This window comes from Brucella sp. TWI559 (assembly GCF_039674265.1).
GTDB lineage: Bacteria > Pseudomonadota > Alphaproteobacteria > Rhizobiales > Rhizobiaceae > Brucella > Brucella chromiisoli.
Genome location: NZ_JBDJNE010000002.1, coordinates 278,072 through 293,988 on the forward strand (window position 1 = coordinate 278,072; position 15,917 = coordinate 293,988).

The following is a 15,917-nucleotide window of genomic DNA, read 5'->3' on the forward strand; positions in this document are numbered from 1 at the left end:
GGAACAGATTCAATCCAAAGGAGAAACTATGTTCGGTAAACTGACCAAAATTGGCCTCGCAGCCGTTGTTGCAGGCAGCATGACTGCCGGAGCAGCTTTCGCGCAGGATAGCAAAACCGTAAAAATTGGTTGGGCCCCATGGTCTGATGCAGAATTTGTAACGAAGCTTGCTGCAAAGATTATTCAGGACAATCTTGGCCAGAAGGTTGAACTGGTCCAGACCGATGTTGCACCGCTTTATCAGGGCGTAAGCCGCGGTGATATTGACGCCATGATGATGGCGTGGCTGCCGGAAACGCATGCCGATTATTACAAGCGTGTGGAAGACAAGGTTGAAAATCTCGGACCGCTTTACGAAGGTGCGAAGCTTGGCTGGATCGTTCCGGATTACATTCCTGAAAGCGAAATCAGCTCAATCGAAGACCTTAAAAAGCCAGAAGTTCGCGAGAAGCTGAAGGGCGAGATTCAAGGCATTGATCCGGGTGCTGGCCTTACCCGTCTGTCTGAAGAGGCAATCAAGAAATATGGCCTTGATTACAAGCTCAATATTTCCAGTGAAGCCGCGATGCTGACGACGGTTGATCGTGCGACACGTTCGGATGGCTGGTTTGTCGCAACGTCATGGAGCCCACATTGGATGTTCGGCAAATATAAGCTGCGTTATATTGCTGATCCTGAAGGTGCATTGGGTGGTGCGGAGCATGTCGATGCGATTGCCCGCAAAGGCTTCAAGGAAGATAACCCCAAAGCGGCCGCTTTCCTTACCAAGATGAGCATTCCGATCAGTGAGCTTGAAACGGCAATGTTTGAAGCGCAGGAAACATCTTATGAAAAGGCTGTCGACAAATATATTGCCGAGCATCCTGATCGGATCAAGGAATGGCTTGCTGAATAAGCAGCCCAGATAATCGATAAGCCCGGTTTATGCCGGGCTTTTCTTTGTTTATGGCTTTGCAAAGGAACTTCAAATTAGACAAATTTATAACAAGAATGAGGTTGCATATCAGCGCAAACGTGCGTTAAAGTTGTCCAGTATTATATATCTTCGTCTGGCTTTGAGAGGCTTTGCCTTGGAAGATATACTTTTAGCATCGACCACCTTTGGCGGGGGGCGATGCATTCGGGAGCAGGTTCTTGGGGAGGAGCCTGCTCCTTTTCATTTGGAGCCGAGTTTATTCCAGCCCGCAGGCGCGCAAAAACAGCGTCGAGACTTCCTTTTCGATGCGATCGAGGTCCAGAGGCTCGTCTTTACTCAACGACATCATACTGCGGACCTGTGCTTCAAAATCTGCATAATGTTGGGTAACCGCCCAGATATGCATCTGAAACAATAGCGGATCCACCGGCTTGATGCGTCCATCATCAACCCACGACTGAATGAGCTTAACCGCATTGTGGGTTGCAGAGACGTGTTTTTTCCAATGACGGCTCAGGAACGGTGCGCCATTGGCGATTTCGGTCGTGAAGAGGCGGGAGGCCTTTGGATTTTTTTGGCTGTATTTAAGTTTTGCGCGAATATATTGCCGGATGACCTCTGCCGGGTCTTCTTCGCTGCTGACGCCTAAGAAAATATCCTCCCACTCATCAAGGATGAAGATAAGAATATCTTCGTAAAGCTCTTCCTTGCTTGAAATGTAATAATGAAGCTGCGGCTTGGTCAGGCCAGCACGCTGGGCGATGCCCTGCGTTGATGCGCCGACCAGCCCTTTTTCAGCAAATTCATCGATAGCGGCTGTGCGAATAGCACCCTGAATGCGACGCCTGCGGTCGAGAACCTTGTCTCGTCCGGTCAGTTCGTTCTCATCATTCTGGTCATCTATTGTCATACGTGCCAGCCGCTATCTTAATTACAGGCACTTATTGGCCCAGTTGCTTCTTGATGTCGAGACCTGCACCTTTGTTAACAAAGGCATCGGTTGCAACCTTGGTCATATCCAGCTCATCGCCGCTGACGATGCCAGACTTGCGCGCCAGCTCGTAAAACGCCTTGACGCGGTTCATATCGATGGCGCCGATACCTTTTTCCAGCGTGTCACCGCTGTCGATAAGCTGCAATTCTTTAAGGCGTGCAAGCTCCGCATCCAGCGTTTCCCTGCTCATATCCGCGTTGTCTTTGAGGATCAGCTCATAGGCCTTGCTGTTGTCGCCATAGAGAAAGTTGTTCCAGCCTTCGATTGAGGCTGTCACAAAGCGCTGCACCAGTTCCGGGTTTTCTTCGATCAGCTGCTGGCGCGTTTCAATGGTGTTCGCGTAGGTGTTAAAACCCTGATCAGCCAGCAGGAAGGTTGTGACCTTCGCGCCTTCTTTTTCGGCATAGATCGGTTCGGCTGTAGCATAGGCCTGCTGTACGGTTTTCTTGTCGCCAAGGAACTGCGCAAGGCTGTAGCCATAAGGACGGAGTTGCTCATCCTTGAAGCCGAATTCCTTGACCAGCCATGGCCAGAACGAGAACTGGCCGTCTTTGGAGATCAGGATCGTTTCCGCATTGGCGAGGTCTTTAAAATCTTTGTATTCGCCTTCATGTGCCATCAGTGCCTGCGGGTCTTTCTGATAGAAAGCAGCCACAACAGTGGTAGGCACGCCATTGGCAACATTGTTGAACGACAAAAGCAGATTGCCCGTCAGCAGAAAGTCGAGACGCCCAGCGGCCAGCATTGGGCGATTGTTGACCTGTGGTCCGCCCATTTCGATCTGTACATCGAGGCCATATTTTTCATAGGTGCCATCGGCAACGGCCTGATAGAAGCCGCCGTGACCGGCCTGTGCCAGCCAGTTGGTGCCGAGTGTCACCTTGTCGAGTGCATAGGCCATCTGTGCGGAAAGGCCCATGGTGAATGCAGCAAGTCCTGCAACGAGTGTCTTTTTCATTTTGGTTCCCCTTGATTAATTCTTCAATGCCATGTCGGCGGTCCAGCCACGGGTTTTGCCGGGATTAAGCAGTCCATAAGGATCCGCCTGCTTCTTGAATTCGATCTGCACGCTGTCGATTTCCTTCATGCCACCATCTTCGATGGTATAGGCGTGAGGATCGTAAATATCGCAGCCGTCAACCTGTTCGAGTTCATCGATCAGGCGGTACATTTCATCACGGCCTTCAAAGCGCACAAGCGGCAGGGCGAAAATCTGCACTTCGCCTTCCAGGCGCGCCATTTCATGATGCATATATTGAGTGTCGCCGTAGCGTTCGATCTGGCGTGTCACCACATCGACGTCGAACGGCCGTGGATAGGCCACCTGCAAATAGGTCCAGCCCGGCTCAGCCTTCAGCGCCTGAAGAGTGGTGTGGTTCCAGCCGCATTCGTAAGCAGGCTGTAAACCCGCCTTGTGCAACTCATCCAGTGTCATCGAGAAGGAAACTTTACCGCCAAACTCTGTGGCCAGCCGTTCGAAACGCGCCACTTCTTCCGGCGCGATCATTGCAAAAACTGCATCCTTGTCGGACGGGAAAAGATCACCAAACTTGGTGTAGAAACGTGCAAATCGACGATCGACCGTTGTCAGCAGATAACAGTCGAGATTGTCTTCGAGCGCTTTAAGGCAGAATTTCAGCGTTGCCTCATAAGTATCGAATAATGCAGCAGTATGCACCCATTCGGTCGCTTTAGTGAGTCCGATTTCAAGTTCAAGAATGATACCGTTGGTGCCATAGGCGTGCTGCACCTTATGGATGTCGCGGCCTGTAAGCTCGATAATTTTCGGCTCCGGTTCAACGGTGAGAACCTTCACAGAAAAGACGTTGCCGTCATCGCGTAACATGCCGTGACGCAAGGAGCCGATTCCACCCGATCCGCCTGAGAAAAAGCCGCCAATGGTGGCAATGCGCCGGGTCGAGGGATACATCAACAGTTCCTGTCCCGTTTCACGCACGGCATCGTCGAGGCGTGAAATACGTGCGCCACCTTCAACGCGAACCTTGCCGGGTTCGATTGCGATGATGCGGTCGATCTTGGTCATATCGAGAATGACGCCGCCTTCAAGCGGAACGCACTGGCCGTAATTGCCGGTGCCGCCGCCGCGAACGGTGATTGGAATGCGAAGTTTGGCTGCTGCGCCCGCCACGCGGCGCACTTCATCCTGATCTTTCGGGATGACGACGAGGTCGCCCAAATAATGGCCGATATCTTCCGTCAGGATCGGGCTATACCAGAAATAATCGCGGGACCGCAGTTCGACCTGCTTGGGGTCGTCATAAATGCGGATGCCTTCGATTTCGGCGCGAAACGCTGCCCAGTCATAGATGCGCTGTGGTGCGGCAGAATTCATGGGGTTCTCCGATTAAATTTTTATACCATCGCGCCAGACGACGCGACGCGCCTGCGGACGGCTGATGAGATCATTAATGTCTGTGGCGTCATGCCAGATGAAATTGGCGCGCCCACCCTCAAACAGCTCTTGAACGCGGTCGCTTCCGATGAAGCGGGCGGGCAGGGTGGTGATGCTGTCGAGCCATTCATCCGGCTCAAGGTGGCAGACCGGTGCTGCCAGACGCAGAACCGAAAGCGGATCGTAATCGCCATAGGGATAGAAAGCGTCACGCACATTGTCGGAGCCAAGCATGGCGTCCATGCCCGCATGACGCGCTTCTTTCAGCGGTGCTACACCGCGAAGACGTGGCGACTTTCCGCCAAGCCTGTCTTGCAGATAGAGATTGGATGTCGGCAGAGATACAAGTGCAGTTCCCGCATCCGCGGCAGCATTAAGAATGCGGCTTAGTTCTTCCGGCGAACGCAGCGAAAGCGAACAGGCATGACCGCAAAGAACGCGGCCCGCCATCTTGTAACGCTTGGTTGCAGCGGCAATGAGCGAAAAGCCATCCGCTTCCAATTCAAGCCCTTCATCGACGTGAAAGTCGAGCTTGAGATCATGCCGGACGGCCAACCGAAACATTTCTTCGATTTTGGCATCAAGATCAGCATTGCGATAGAAGAAAGCACCAAGCACGCCGCCATCTTTTGCCATCCGATCGGCAATTGCTGGACCTGCTTCAAGCACAATATCGCCATGGATAAGCGCTGCAAGCTCCAGATCGATGCGGTCTTTCCATTCCTGACGCAACTCGTTCAGCACTGGCCACGCGGTCGGCACATCTGGCGTTGTCCAGTCAATATGGGTTCGCATCGCGCCAACGCCTTGCGCATAGGCTGCTTCAAGACCGCGTGTGGCGCGTGCGCGAATGTCTTCGGCATTCCAGTTCTCGCGGTCGATATTCATCAGATCAATGGCATCGAACAGACATTCGACTTTGGCGCTGCCGCGCTCGGCAATGCGGCCAATGGTGAATGTCTTGTCGAGATGCACATGCACATCAGCGAAGAGTGGTGTGATAAAGCCGCCGCCTGTTGCTTGCGAAGGCGTTAGCGATGCAATGCGCCCGCCATCGATTGCGATGTCGTAGTAACCGCTGCTTCCAGCAATTGCGACGCCTTTGAGCATATCAGTTTCCCCGCTTTTAACGTTCACGTCGAATCTCGCTTTCGTGCCAGCGTCCCAGCACAAGGCGCGACAGCCAACTTGTTATCAGGAAAATCACAATACCAAGTAGTGAGACGAGGAAAAGTGCAGCAAACATGCGCGGAATTTCATTGCGGAAGCTCGATTCCAGAATGCGTGACGCGAGGCCCGTGCTTTGTCCGGCGCTGCCTGCAACAAATTCAGCCACCACAGCACCGATAAGCGAAAGGCCACCGGCGATCTTGAGCGCCGCCATAAAATAAGGCAGGGCGCTTGGCGCAAGCAGATAGCGCAGTCGCTGCCACGGTGAGGCGCGATAAAGCTTGAATAGATCACGCAGATTATGATCCGCGCTACGCAGGCCGATGACTGTGTTTGACAGGATCGGGAAGAAGGCCACGATCCACGCGCAGATCAGCAGGGCTGAAAACGTATCGCGCACATAGATCAGGATCAGCGGTGCAATGGCAATCACCGGCGTTACCTGAAGAATGACGGCAAATGGAAAGAAAGCCATTTCGATTGGTCGCGACAGTGCGAAGATCATGCCGAGCAGAACGCCGCCGACAATCGCGCAGAGCAGCGAAATCAGCGTGAGCTTAACTGTAAACCACATGGAGTTCATCAGCGATGGCCCGTCTTTGATCAGCGTCTCGCCGATGAGCGACGGAGCAGGGATCAGGTAATGCGGCACATTGTAATAGCGCACCAGTCCTTCCCAGATGCCAAGTGCGATGATGATCGCAAGCGTTGGCATGATGATGCGCAGATTGCGCTCACGACGGGCGAGGCGTTGTTGCTCAGAGTTCAGAACAGGTGTTTGGTTTTGCATTTCCCTGTCCTCAGTGGTCAATGTCTTGCGACGAAAGCGTTGCGGTGAGTGCATCGGAAACGCGGGCGCAATCTGTTGCATAAGCTTCCGTGGTGCGGAAATTTTCAGCGCGAGGATAGCTGCCTTCAATCGCAATATCCGCAACCACGCGTCCGGGGCGTGCAGCCATGACGATGACGCGGTTTGAGAGATAGACAGACTCATAAACGCTGTGCGTGACAAAGATCACGGTCAGGCCGTGTTCTTGCCAGAGCCGCAAAACATCATTGTTGAGCTTGAAGCGCGTCATTTCATCAAGTGCCGCAAAAGGCTCATCCATCAACAAAAGGCGCGGACGTGTGACCAGTGCACGGGCAATGGAAACGCGCATTTTCATGCCGCCCGAAAGCTCACGCGGATAGGCATCGGCAAAGCGGGACAGCCCCACCTGTGTGAGCACTTCTTCGACGCGCGGCGTGGCATCTTTGCGCGACATGCCGGAAAGACGCAGCGGCAAATAAACATTGTTGAAAACGCTGGCCCACGGCATGAGCGTCGGTTCCTGAAACACAAAGCCGATGTCCTGCGCACCAATGGGGCCTTTGCCCGGTGCGTGGCCATTGACACGAATGTCGCCTGCCGAAATGGATTCAAGGCCCGCGATCATGCGCAGCGCTGTGCTCTTGCCGCAGCCCGATGGGCCGAGGAAGCTTACGAATTGACCTTGTTCAATCTTGAGCGACATATCGCTGACCGCAATGACGCCCGTGCCATATTGCTTATAAACGCCGTTTATATCAATCAGGGAAGATGGTGTTTGCGAGTTGGGGGCCACGCTCATCGTCCTTACCAAGCAGGTTGGTTATCAAGCCACGAGAGCGGCGCTCGTTCAATCTCGGCCAGAACTTCGACGAGCCGCTCGGCAGCAAAGTCGATGGTCTTACGACCTTTTTCGGCAGATGCGAGCGTAGCATCGCCAGCGGCGCCGTAAGGATTGATGTCCTGTATCTGCCAAGCGGGCTTCGCTCCACCGCCGAGTGACAGATGCTTGTAATCAGAAGCGAGTGTTTCGGTCAGTGTGCGGAAATTCTGTGCCTTCGACATGTCCACCAGATCGGGGTGTAATTCGAGCATGACCGAGGTTTCCATGTCACCGGCATGAATGCCGTGCTTGAGATCGTGCTCGCTGTAAACGCCTTCCGGCATTCCGAGGCCAAACCAGTTGACGCTGAACACCATCATATTGTGTTTGATACGCAATTCGCGCGCCACAATGTCCATGACGGTGATCTGGCCGCCATGGCTGTTGAGCAGTGCCATTTTGCGAACGCCGCTTGCGGCAACGCAGGCGCCAATTTCACACCACATGCGAATGAGAGTCTCTGCCGAGAATGTCAGCGTGCCGGGGTAAAGGCTGTGCTCATTGCTTTTGCCGATGGCCTGCGTTGGCAGAAAAAGCGCGTGGCTCTCATTGGGCAGGCGGGCAATGGTTTCTTTGACCATGCCGTCCACAATCGCTGCATCCACCGCCAGTGGCAGATGAGGCCCGTGCTGTTCAATTGCGCCGACGGGCAGAACCGCCACGATCTTCTCACGCTCGAGGCGGGAAAACGCTTCGCTCGTGTACTCAGACCAATATCTTTTCAAGGTGGTGGCTCCTGCATTCTTGGGAGGCGGTAAAGCTTTTTACTAAACAATCTGACCGATCGGTCAAACTAAATGTTTAAAAAAATAGCGATGCATGCAATTAAGGTGTGAATCCGTGACGATTTCGCCACGCGACAGCCCGCCACATGATTATGATACGCGGAAAATCCCCGGAGGTCCGATGGACAACAGATGCATTATTATTGGTGCGGGCCATGCAGGTTCGCAGGCTGCAATCAGTCTGAGACAGGAAGGCTATGCGGGCGAAATTGTCCTGATCAATGATGAGCAGGACATCCCCTATCACAAGCCGCCGCTTTCCAAGTCTTATCTGAAAGCACCTGAAAGCGGGATTTTGGTGCTGCGCCCAGAGAGCGCTTATCGCGATAATAATATTGAAATGCTTTTTGGGCGCAGCGTTGAGCATGTGTCTTTGACGGATAAGACTGTCACGCTTGATGACGGCGAGGTGCTCAATTGGTCGGAGCTGGTTTTTGCGACCGGTGCGCGCGCCCGCATTCCTGATATGCCGGGCGTTGATCTGAGTGGTGTTGTCACGCTACGCCGTTTGGAGGATGCGCGCCGCATTGCCCAGATGATGCCACGTGTTGAAAATGTGGTGATTATCGGTGGCGGCTTTATCGGCCTTGAAATGGCGCATAGCGCAGTCGCTCTTGGCAAGAAGACGGTCTTGATTGAAGCCGCTCCTCGCGTACTGGGGCGTTCGGTTGCCACACATATTTCATCGCATGTTGAAACACGCAGCCGTGCTGCGGATATTACGCTTCTGACAGGTGTGGGTGTTGAGGCCATTGAAGGCAAAGACGGCCGCGTGACAGGTGTAAAAGCAGCCAATGGTACGCTTTTCCCGGCTGATATGGTGGTGCTGGGTACGGGTGCTGTTCCAAATGTCGAGCTTGCACGCGACACCGGACTTGTTGTCGATAATGGCATTGTGGTGGATGAGCATATGCGTGCGTCGAGTGAGCATGTTTATGCGATTGGCGACTGCGTGAGCTATGATCATTTCCATGCAGGTCGTCGCGTTCGACTGGAATCAGTGCAGAATGCGACCGATCAAGCCAAGCATGTTGCACGCTCGATTGTTGGTCGCGGCACCCCTTTTCGTGATGTGGCATGGTTCTGGTCGGATCAGGGTGACATGAAGTTACAGACCGCTGGCCTGTCATTCGATGCCGACCGTCATATTGTGTTGGGCAACCTCGAAGATAATGCGTTCTCGGTATTTCATTTCGCGGGCGACAAGCTGATTGCGGTCGATTCCATCAACCGTCCGGCGGATCACATGATCGCCCGGCGGCTTCTTGCAGCGGGTATCAACCCCACTGAAGACGATATTGCAGCGGGCGCTGCACGGCTCAAAGAATTGCTCGCAGCAGCGCCAAAGACTTAAGGATATAGAATGACTGTTTTGAAACATCTGCTGCCAGCCGATATGGCCGCACCTTTTGCTGCTTATAGCCATGGTGTGAAAGTAAATGCAGGGGCAGAGCTGGTATTCTGCTCTGGCCAGCTTGGCATTGCGCCGGATGGTTCCGTGCCGGAAGATGCAGGTGCACAGGCAGAACTTTGCTTTGAAAATATCCGCCGTATCCTGCGCGATGGCGGTATGGAATTTTCCAATGTCGTGCGCATCAATGCTTATGTGACGGATCGCGCTTATATGCGTGCCTATATGGATGTGCGGGACCGTCTGTTTCCGCAGCCTGCACCAGCCTCGACACTGATGATTGTTTCCGGCTTTACGCGCGAAGAATTCAAGGTTGAAATCGAGGTCGTGGCTGCCAAATAATCTGCTTGTTTGCGGCTCATTTGAACAAAAAATAACACCCGCCGCGGGAGGAGCGGCAGGTGTCATTTAGGGTAAGACCGGAATGGGAGGAGGAGGTCCGGTCTTGAGATCACCGAGGAAAATGGGAGGAGGGAACACCCCGGTGAAAACTCTGAAAACTTTAGAACCGCGTGGTTTTAAGTGTCGCGGTTCTTATTAGGCTTAAGCCTTTTGATGGCGCGCTCTTAGCGAGCAGCAGCCTTACGTGCAACGAATGGAATTTCCGAAGGCATAATGCCGAGGTCGTTCAGTTCGCGTGGGCTCAGGCGGCTCAGTTCGTTTACAGTGTTACGGTAACGGCGCCAGTTGTTGTACGAGCGGATCAGGTTCATTTCTCTCACCTAGTCAAAAATCAAATCTCTTTGTTGCCCACAGCATATAGGCTGCTCGCTTCGAAAGTTGCAGAGCCAGATTTGCATAGCTGCTGTGCAATTTAGCCTGTCGATTGCATGGATTTTGCGCGACTTGGTCATTTTATAATCACAATCATCTCACCACATGACCAAATCACTGATTTTAAGGCGCTCCACCGACATAATCCTTTCTAAGGTGTTAATGGATAGGTCGGTCCATGCTCGTCTCGCTCCTACTTAGAAAGTTCTTTTGCATAACGGGTGCGTGCAGATTTTTGTCGCAAAAATCCGGGAATTTGTCGGTTGAAGGCAACAATTCTGCATGACTCCCAAAGCGGATTGAGATAAGTCAATCATGTCGTGTGATGGAGCGTTGTGTTTTACGAGATCGTTCTGTCACTGTTTGTCTGCGGGAGAGAGCTGATGCAAGTTGGCCACCGAAGGGGAAATCGCCCGAAATCTCTCAGGTACAAGGAACCGCAGGCGGGTAAGGCAACTCTGGAAAGTCGGGGGAAACCCTGCGCCGAAGGTGTAAGTGTAGCTTTATAGCTATGCGAGTCTCTCAGGCTTGAGACAGAGGGGCACGAAGCAACCGCATTTCGCGGAGGCATACGTGCGACTCTGGAGTTGTTATGGGCGATACCGCACACTTGAATACCCTGCCTTTGCAGGATCTGCATGAGGAAGCTGGCGCACGCTTTGGCGGTTTTGCTGGCTGGAATATGCCGATCACTTATCCGCTTGGCGTTATGAAGGAACATCTTCACACGCGTGAGCATGTCGGCCTTTTCGATATTTCTCATATGAAGCTGATTGAAGTTTCGGGCGCAGACGCAATTGCGCTTATTGCGCAAACCTGTCCGCTTGATCCATTGGTTCTGAAAACCGGCCAATCGAAATATACGTTCTTCCTCAATGAAAAGGGCGGCGTTCTTGACGATCTTATTGTCACGCGTCTGGGTGAGGACCGGTTCATGGTTGTTGCCAATGCCGGCAATGCGAGCGCTGATATTGAACACCTCAATGAAGCGGCATCTGGCAAGGATGTAACGGTCAATCCGCTGGATCGCGTTTTTCTGGCCATTCAGGGGCCGGAAGCCGAAAGTGTCATTACGGATGCCGGTCTAAAAGGTGCCGAGCTTGGCTTTATGAATGGCTTTGAACCCAATCCTAACTGGTTCATGACCCGTTCGGGCTATACCGGCGAAGACGGTTTTGAAATTGGCTTGCCTGCCGATGAGGCGCGTGCGCTTGCAACCAAGCTTCTGGCTGACGAACGCGTCGAATGGATTGGCCTTGCCGCTCGCGACAGTTTGCGTCTTGAAGCCGGCCTTTGCCTGCATGGTCAGGATATTACCCCAGAAACCGATCCCGTTTCGGCTGGTCTTACATGGGCGATTAGCAAGCCTGTGCGTGAAAAGGCTGCCTTCCATGGCGCCAAAGCCGTGCTTGACGCGATTGCCAAGGGTGCAACCGCCAAGCGCGTTGGCCTTAAGCCGGAAGGCCGTCAGCCTGTTCGTGCTGGTGCAGAACTTTTTGACGAATCCGGTTTTCAGATCGGCACTGTTACATCGGGTGGCTTCGGCCCATCCGTAGGTTTTCCGGTTGCCATGGGTTATGTCGAGGCAAGCCTCGCAGTGCCTGGTACCCGCATTTTTGCTGATGTCCGCGGTAACAAGGTTCCCGTTGATGTTCACGCACTTCCCTTCACACCGCATCGCTATCGCAAAGGATGATTTCCATGGCCAATATCCTGTTCACCGAAGATCATGAGTGGATCAGCGTCGAGGGTGGCGTCGCCACTGTCGGCATCACGATCCACGCACAGGAGCAGCTGGGCGACCTCGTATTCGTCGATCTGCCGGAAATCGGTCGCACTGTTTCCAAGGGCGAGAGCATCGTCGTTGTTGAATCGGTCAAGGCCGCTTCCGACGTCTATGCACCGGTCGATGGTGAAGTCGTTGAAGTGAACGAAGCCGTTTCAAGTGACCCGGCTCTCGTTAATCAAGCTGCAGAAGGCGATGGCTGGCTGTTCAAACTTAAGCTTTCCGATGAAGGCCAGCTTTCGGGGCTTCTCGACAAGGCCGGTTATGACAAACTCGTAGGATAAAAAAATGACGGTAACTGTTCTACCCTTTGTTGCCCGTCATATCGGGCCACGTGTGGAAGACGAGCGTGCAATGCTTGCAGCGCTCGGCCTTCCTTCCATGGAAACACTGATTACGCAGGCTGTTCCGGCATCCATCCGCCTGAACCGTGCGCTTGATCTGCCGGCAGCTTTGAGCGAACACGCAGCCCTTGCGGAGCTTAATGAAATCATGGGCCGCAATGTGGTGAAGAAAAGCTTCATCGGTGCGGGCTATCATGGTGTGCAGACACCACCTGTCATTCAGCGCAACCTGTTTGAAAATCCAGCCTGGTACACGGCTTACACGCCTTATCAGTCGGAAATCAGCCAGGGCCGTCTGGAGCTTCTGTTTCACTTTCAGACGCTTGTTGCCGAGTTAACCGGTCTTCCGGTTGCCTGCGCTTCGCTCTTGGATGAAGCGACAGCCATTGCTGAAGCTGTGGGCGTTGCCATTCGTCATCATCGCGACAAGCGTGAGCGGGTTCTGCTTGCAGGCGATCTGCATCCGCAGAGCGTTGATGTGATCAACACCCGCGCGGAGCCACTTGGCTGGCAGGTTGAAGCCGGAAGTGTTGTCGATGATAACACCGCTGCGGTCGTCATCCCATGGCCGGATACGCGCGGTGTTTATGGCGACTTCACTGCTGTCATTGCCGATGCCAAGGCCAAGGGCGCTCTTGTCATCGCTGTTGCTGATCCGCTGGCGCTGACCATTCTGGAAGCCCCTGCCAAGTGGGGCGCTGACATGGCTGTCGGCTCCATGCAGCGCTTTGGCGTTCCAATGGGCTTTGGTGGTCCACATGCTGCGTATCTCGCAGTATCCGAGCCGCTGACGCGTATCATTCCGGGCCGTATTGTCGGCCAGTCGGTCGATGCGCATGGCCGTGCCGCTTATCGTCTGGCACTCCAGACCCGCGAGCAGCATATCCGCCGCGACAAGGCGACTTCCAACATCTGCACCGCGCAGGCGCTGCTCGCCAATATGGCAGCAGCCTTTGCTATCTGGCACGGCCCGACAGGTCTTCAAGCCATTGCAACGCGCGTTGCTACTTTTGCATCGCGTTTTGCAACGGGCCTCAAGGCTGCGGGTGTCGAAATTGCAGGCGACAGCCTGTTCGACACGGTTACGATCAAAGTTCCGGGCAAAGCCGCAAACTTTGCCGCAGAAGCCGATAAAGGTGGTCGTCTGATCCGCATCATCGATGCGGATACGGTTGGTGTGACCTTTGATGAAACCTCGACCGAAGACGATCTTGCAGCACTCGCCATTTTGTTTGGTGCAAAGCCAGTTGGCAACGACGATCTGCTGGTTCCCGGCAAAGGACGTGGTGAAGGCTTCCTGACACAGGACGTGTTCCATTCGCACCGCTCCGAAACCGAGATGATGCGCTTCCTGCGTCGTCTGGCCGATAAGGATCTGGCGCTTGATCGTGCGATGATCCCGCTTGGCTCCTGCACCATGAAGCTCAATGCGGCAGCAGAAATGATGCCGGTGAGCTGGAACACGGTTGCCAATCTGCATCCGTTCGCACCTGCCGCGCAGACGACCGGCTATGCCAAGATGACCTCGGATGTCGAAGCATGGCTTTGCGAAGTCACCGGCTTTGCAGGCGTATCGCTACAACCAAATGCTGGCAGTCAGGGCGAATATGCGGGTCTTCTCGCAATCCGCCACTATCACCAGGCACGCGGCGAAGGTCATCGCAACATCTGCCTTATTCCATCCTCTGCACATGGCACCAATCCTGCCAGCGCATCGATGGCTGGCATGAGCGTTGTGGTCGTCAATTGCCGTCCGGACGGCGATATCGACATTGATGATCTGAAAGCCAAGGCTGAGAAGCATCGCGATAATCTCGCGGCCTTCATGATCACCTATCCGTCGACCTATGGCGTGTTCGAAGAAGGTATCAAGGCTTTCTGCGAGATTGTCCATGACAATGGCGGTCAGGTCTATTTCGACGGTGCAAACCTCAATGCACTCGTTGGCCTTGCGCGTCCTTGCGACATTGGCGCAGACGTCTGCCACATGAACCTGCACAAGACCTTCTGCATTCCACATGGCGGCGGCGGTCCGGGTGTCGGTCCCATTGGCGTGGCCAAGCATCTGGTGCCTTATCTGCCAGGGCATGTTGATCTGGGTTCCAAGCACGCTGTTTCCGCAGCACCGTTTGGCAGTGCATCCATTCTGGTCATTACGTGGATGTATATCCGCATGATGGGCGGTAACGGTCTCAAGAAGGCAACCGAGGCTGCAATCCTCAACGCCAACTACATCGCGCATCGCCTGAAGGACGCTTATCCGATCCTTTATACTGGCGCGCATGATCGTGTGGCGCATGAGTGCATCGTGGATACGCGCGTGCTCAAAGACAGCGCAGGCGTCACCGTGGAAGATGTTGCCAAGCGCCTCATCGACTATGGTTTCCACGCACCGACCATGTCATGGCCGGTTGCCGGAACGCTGATGATTGAACCGACCGAGTCTGAGCCAAAGTCGGAAATCGACCGTCTTTGCGATGCGATGATTGCCATTGCAGGTGAGGCGAAAAAGGTTGCCGATGGTGTCTGGCCGAAGGATGATAATCCACTAGCCAACGCACCGCACACGGCAGGCGATACACTGGCGTCCGATTGGACACATCCCTACACGCGTGAGGAAGCCGTGTTCCCGGCAAGTGCGCTGGGTGGCGACTTTGACACGACAGCAAAATATTGGCCGCCGGTCAGTCGCGTTGACAATGTGGGGGGTGACAGAAATCTTATCTGTTCTTGCCCACCCGTTACGTCTTACGGCTAGTAACACTTTGTTAAGCGAGGGAACGGAGCGGTACTCTATCGCTCCGTTTGAGATAAAATTTCCGGTTCTTCCTGTTGGAATTGTTTATCAGCAAAAGAACAGGAAATGGCTTTTGAGTGCCGGAATGATGATGAGAACTCTGTTCCCATTCAATCATTTTTCAAGAACATTATGCATGATCATAAAAAGCGCTGCGGGAACGTGGCGCTTTTTTATTTTTGTTCTAACTTACTGAAATTTAGGCAAAAAAAGAGCCGGACTAAAAAGTCCGGCTAAGTTATGAAGGTGCCATAAAGGCAAACCTCCAGAGGGGAACACTTACCGCGCGCAATGGGAGGAGGCGCAAGCGGTAAGCACCTGTCATATGGACCCGTTGACACTATTCTTCAAGCCCTAAATGACGAAATTTTTGACCATTTCGGAAAATTCTGAAACTTTTTGATTGTTCAACAATTTTTAGGCGATGATTGGTCAATATTAGTGGCCATTTCTGCCACGAGAGTGCTCCAAATCGAAACAATCACCTGTTCCGTCGCCGGTACGTTGCGACTCAGAAATTGCGCCCAAAAGTTCTGGCAAGGATTTTCAGCACTTCATGTCTGCAAGATATATCGTAAGCACATTGGCATCAATGCGAATGAAGAATCCGGATCACACTCAAGTCATGAACAGAGGCCGTGTAGAGGTCATCTGGCGCGCTGGCTGCGTTTTTATCGATCATTTCGCATCTGTAAAAGCCATAGTTTTTAGTCTTTTCAAGAGCTTATTCAGGCTCCCTCAAACTAGGCAGAATGTGATCATTCTCTTATTGTTGACTCTATAAGCTTTTGAAATGGTTAGAATAATTCTAAAACATTCCTATGTAGGTCAAGTTC

The 15,917-nt window shown here is 53.3% G+C and carries 14 protein-coding genes and 1 riboswitch; of the genes, 6 read left to right on the forward strand and 8 right to left on the reverse strand.

Features of this window, described 5'->3' with window-relative positions; all coding sequences use genetic code 11:
* Window positions 1-28 precede the first annotated feature (28 nt).
* Window positions 29-895, forward strand: a complete 867-nt coding sequence (locus tag ABE530_RS05430) for a glycine betaine ABC transporter substrate-binding protein (protein ID WP_265984356.1) — start codon at window positions 29-31, stop codon at window positions 893-895.
* A gap of 277 nt (window positions 896-1,172) precedes the next feature.
* Here the strand turns inward: ABE530_RS05430 and ABE530_RS05435 are convergent, their stop codons facing one another.
* From ABE530_RS05435 to ABE530_RS05465, 7 genes are read right to left on the reverse strand one after another with little or no spacing between them, the layout of a single operon-like run.
* Entirely contained in the window at window positions 1,173-1,826 is a 654-nt protein-coding gene (locus tag ABE530_RS05435; RefSeq protein ID WP_265984355.1) for a TetR family transcriptional regulator C-terminal domain-containing protein, read from the reverse strand.
* 31 nt (window positions 1,827-1,857) lie between these two features.
* Window positions 1,858-2,868, reverse strand: a complete 1,011-nt coding sequence (locus tag ABE530_RS05440) for an ABC transporter substrate-binding protein (protein ID WP_265984353.1) — start codon at window positions 2,866-2,868, stop codon at window positions 1,858-1,860.
* A 15-nt stretch (window positions 2,869-2,883) separates the two neighbouring features.
* The gene (locus tag ABE530_RS05445) at window positions 2,884-4,263 is read right to left on the reverse strand and encodes an FAD-binding oxidoreductase (protein ID WP_499693866.1); all 1,380 of its coding nucleotides are present in this window, start codon (window positions 4,261-4,263) and stop codon (window positions 2,884-2,886) included.
* Between the two features lie 12 nt (window positions 4,264-4,275).
* Window positions 4,276-5,433 carry an amidohydrolase family protein gene (locus tag ABE530_RS05450; RefSeq protein WP_499693867.1) on the reverse strand — a complete coding sequence of 386 codons (1,158 nt, stop codon included), beginning with the start codon at window positions 5,431-5,433 and terminating at the stop codon, window positions 4,276-4,278.
* 16 nt (window positions 5,434-5,449) lie between these two features.
* The gene (locus ABE530_RS05455) at window positions 5,450-6,283 is read right to left on the reverse strand and encodes an ABC transporter permease (protein WP_499693868.1); all 834 of its coding nucleotides are present in this window, start codon (window positions 6,281-6,283) and stop codon (window positions 5,450-5,452) included.
* 10 nt (window positions 6,284-6,293) lie between these two features.
* Entirely contained in the window at window positions 6,294-7,103 is an 810-nt protein-coding gene (locus ABE530_RS05460) for an ABC transporter ATP-binding protein (protein WP_499693869.1), read from the reverse strand.
* A gap of 5 nt (window positions 7,104-7,108) precedes the next feature.
* Window positions 7,109-7,909 (reverse strand): creatininase family protein, encoded by an 801-nt coding sequence (locus ABE530_RS05465; RefSeq protein WP_499693870.1) that lies wholly within the window; start codon window positions 7,907-7,909, stop codon window positions 7,109-7,111.
* 181 nt (window positions 7,910-8,090) lie between these two features.
* On the opposite strand from ABE530_RS05465, the gene ABE530_RS05470 reads away from it, so the two are divergent.
* Together ABE530_RS05470 and ABE530_RS05475 are read left to right on the forward strand one after the other, a co-directional pair.
* Window positions 8,091-9,323, forward strand: a complete 1,233-nt coding sequence (locus ABE530_RS05470) for an NAD(P)/FAD-dependent oxidoreductase (protein ID WP_499693911.1) — start codon at window positions 8,091-8,093, stop codon at window positions 9,321-9,323.
* 9 nt (window positions 9,324-9,332) lie between these two features.
* Entirely contained in the window at window positions 9,333-9,722 is a 390-nt protein-coding gene (locus ABE530_RS05475) for a RidA family protein (RefSeq protein WP_265984340.1), read from the forward strand.
* Window positions 9,723-9,946: 224 nt separating this feature from the next.
* Here the strand turns inward: ABE530_RS05475 and ABE530_RS05480 are convergent, their stop codons facing one another.
* On the reverse strand, window positions 9,947-10,093 hold the full coding sequence (locus ABE530_RS05480; RefSeq protein ID WP_084486680.1) for a DUF1127 domain-containing protein: 147 nt from the start codon (window positions 10,091-10,093) through the stop codon (window positions 9,947-9,949).
* A 421-nt stretch (window positions 10,094-10,514) separates the two neighbouring features.
* A riboswitch (glycine riboswitch) is annotated at window positions 10,515-10,604 on the forward strand.
* Window positions 10,605-10,746: 142 nt separating this feature from the next.
* Between ABE530_RS05480 and gcvT the strand changes: the two genes are divergently transcribed.
* Genes gcvT through gcvP form a run of 3 tightly spaced genes read left to right on the forward strand, consistent with a single transcriptional unit; the run spans window position 10,747 to window position 15,042 of the window.
* On the forward strand, window positions 10,747-11,850 hold the full coding sequence (gcvT, locus tag ABE530_RS05485; protein WP_499693871.1) for a glycine cleavage system aminomethyltransferase GcvT: 1,104 nt from the start codon (window positions 10,747-10,749) through the stop codon (window positions 11,848-11,850).
* A gap of 5 nt (window positions 11,851-11,855) precedes the next feature.
* Entirely contained in the window at window positions 11,856-12,224 is a 369-nt protein-coding gene (gcvH, locus tag ABE530_RS05490) for a glycine cleavage system protein GcvH (protein ID WP_265984333.1), read from the forward strand.
* 4 nt (window positions 12,225-12,228) lie between these two features.
* Window positions 12,229-15,042 carry an aminomethyl-transferring glycine dehydrogenase gene (gcvP, locus tag ABE530_RS05495; protein WP_499693872.1) on the forward strand — a complete coding sequence of 938 codons (2,814 nt, stop codon included), beginning with the start codon at window positions 12,229-12,231 and terminating at the stop codon, window positions 15,040-15,042.
* Window positions 15,043-15,917 lie beyond the last annotated feature (875 nt).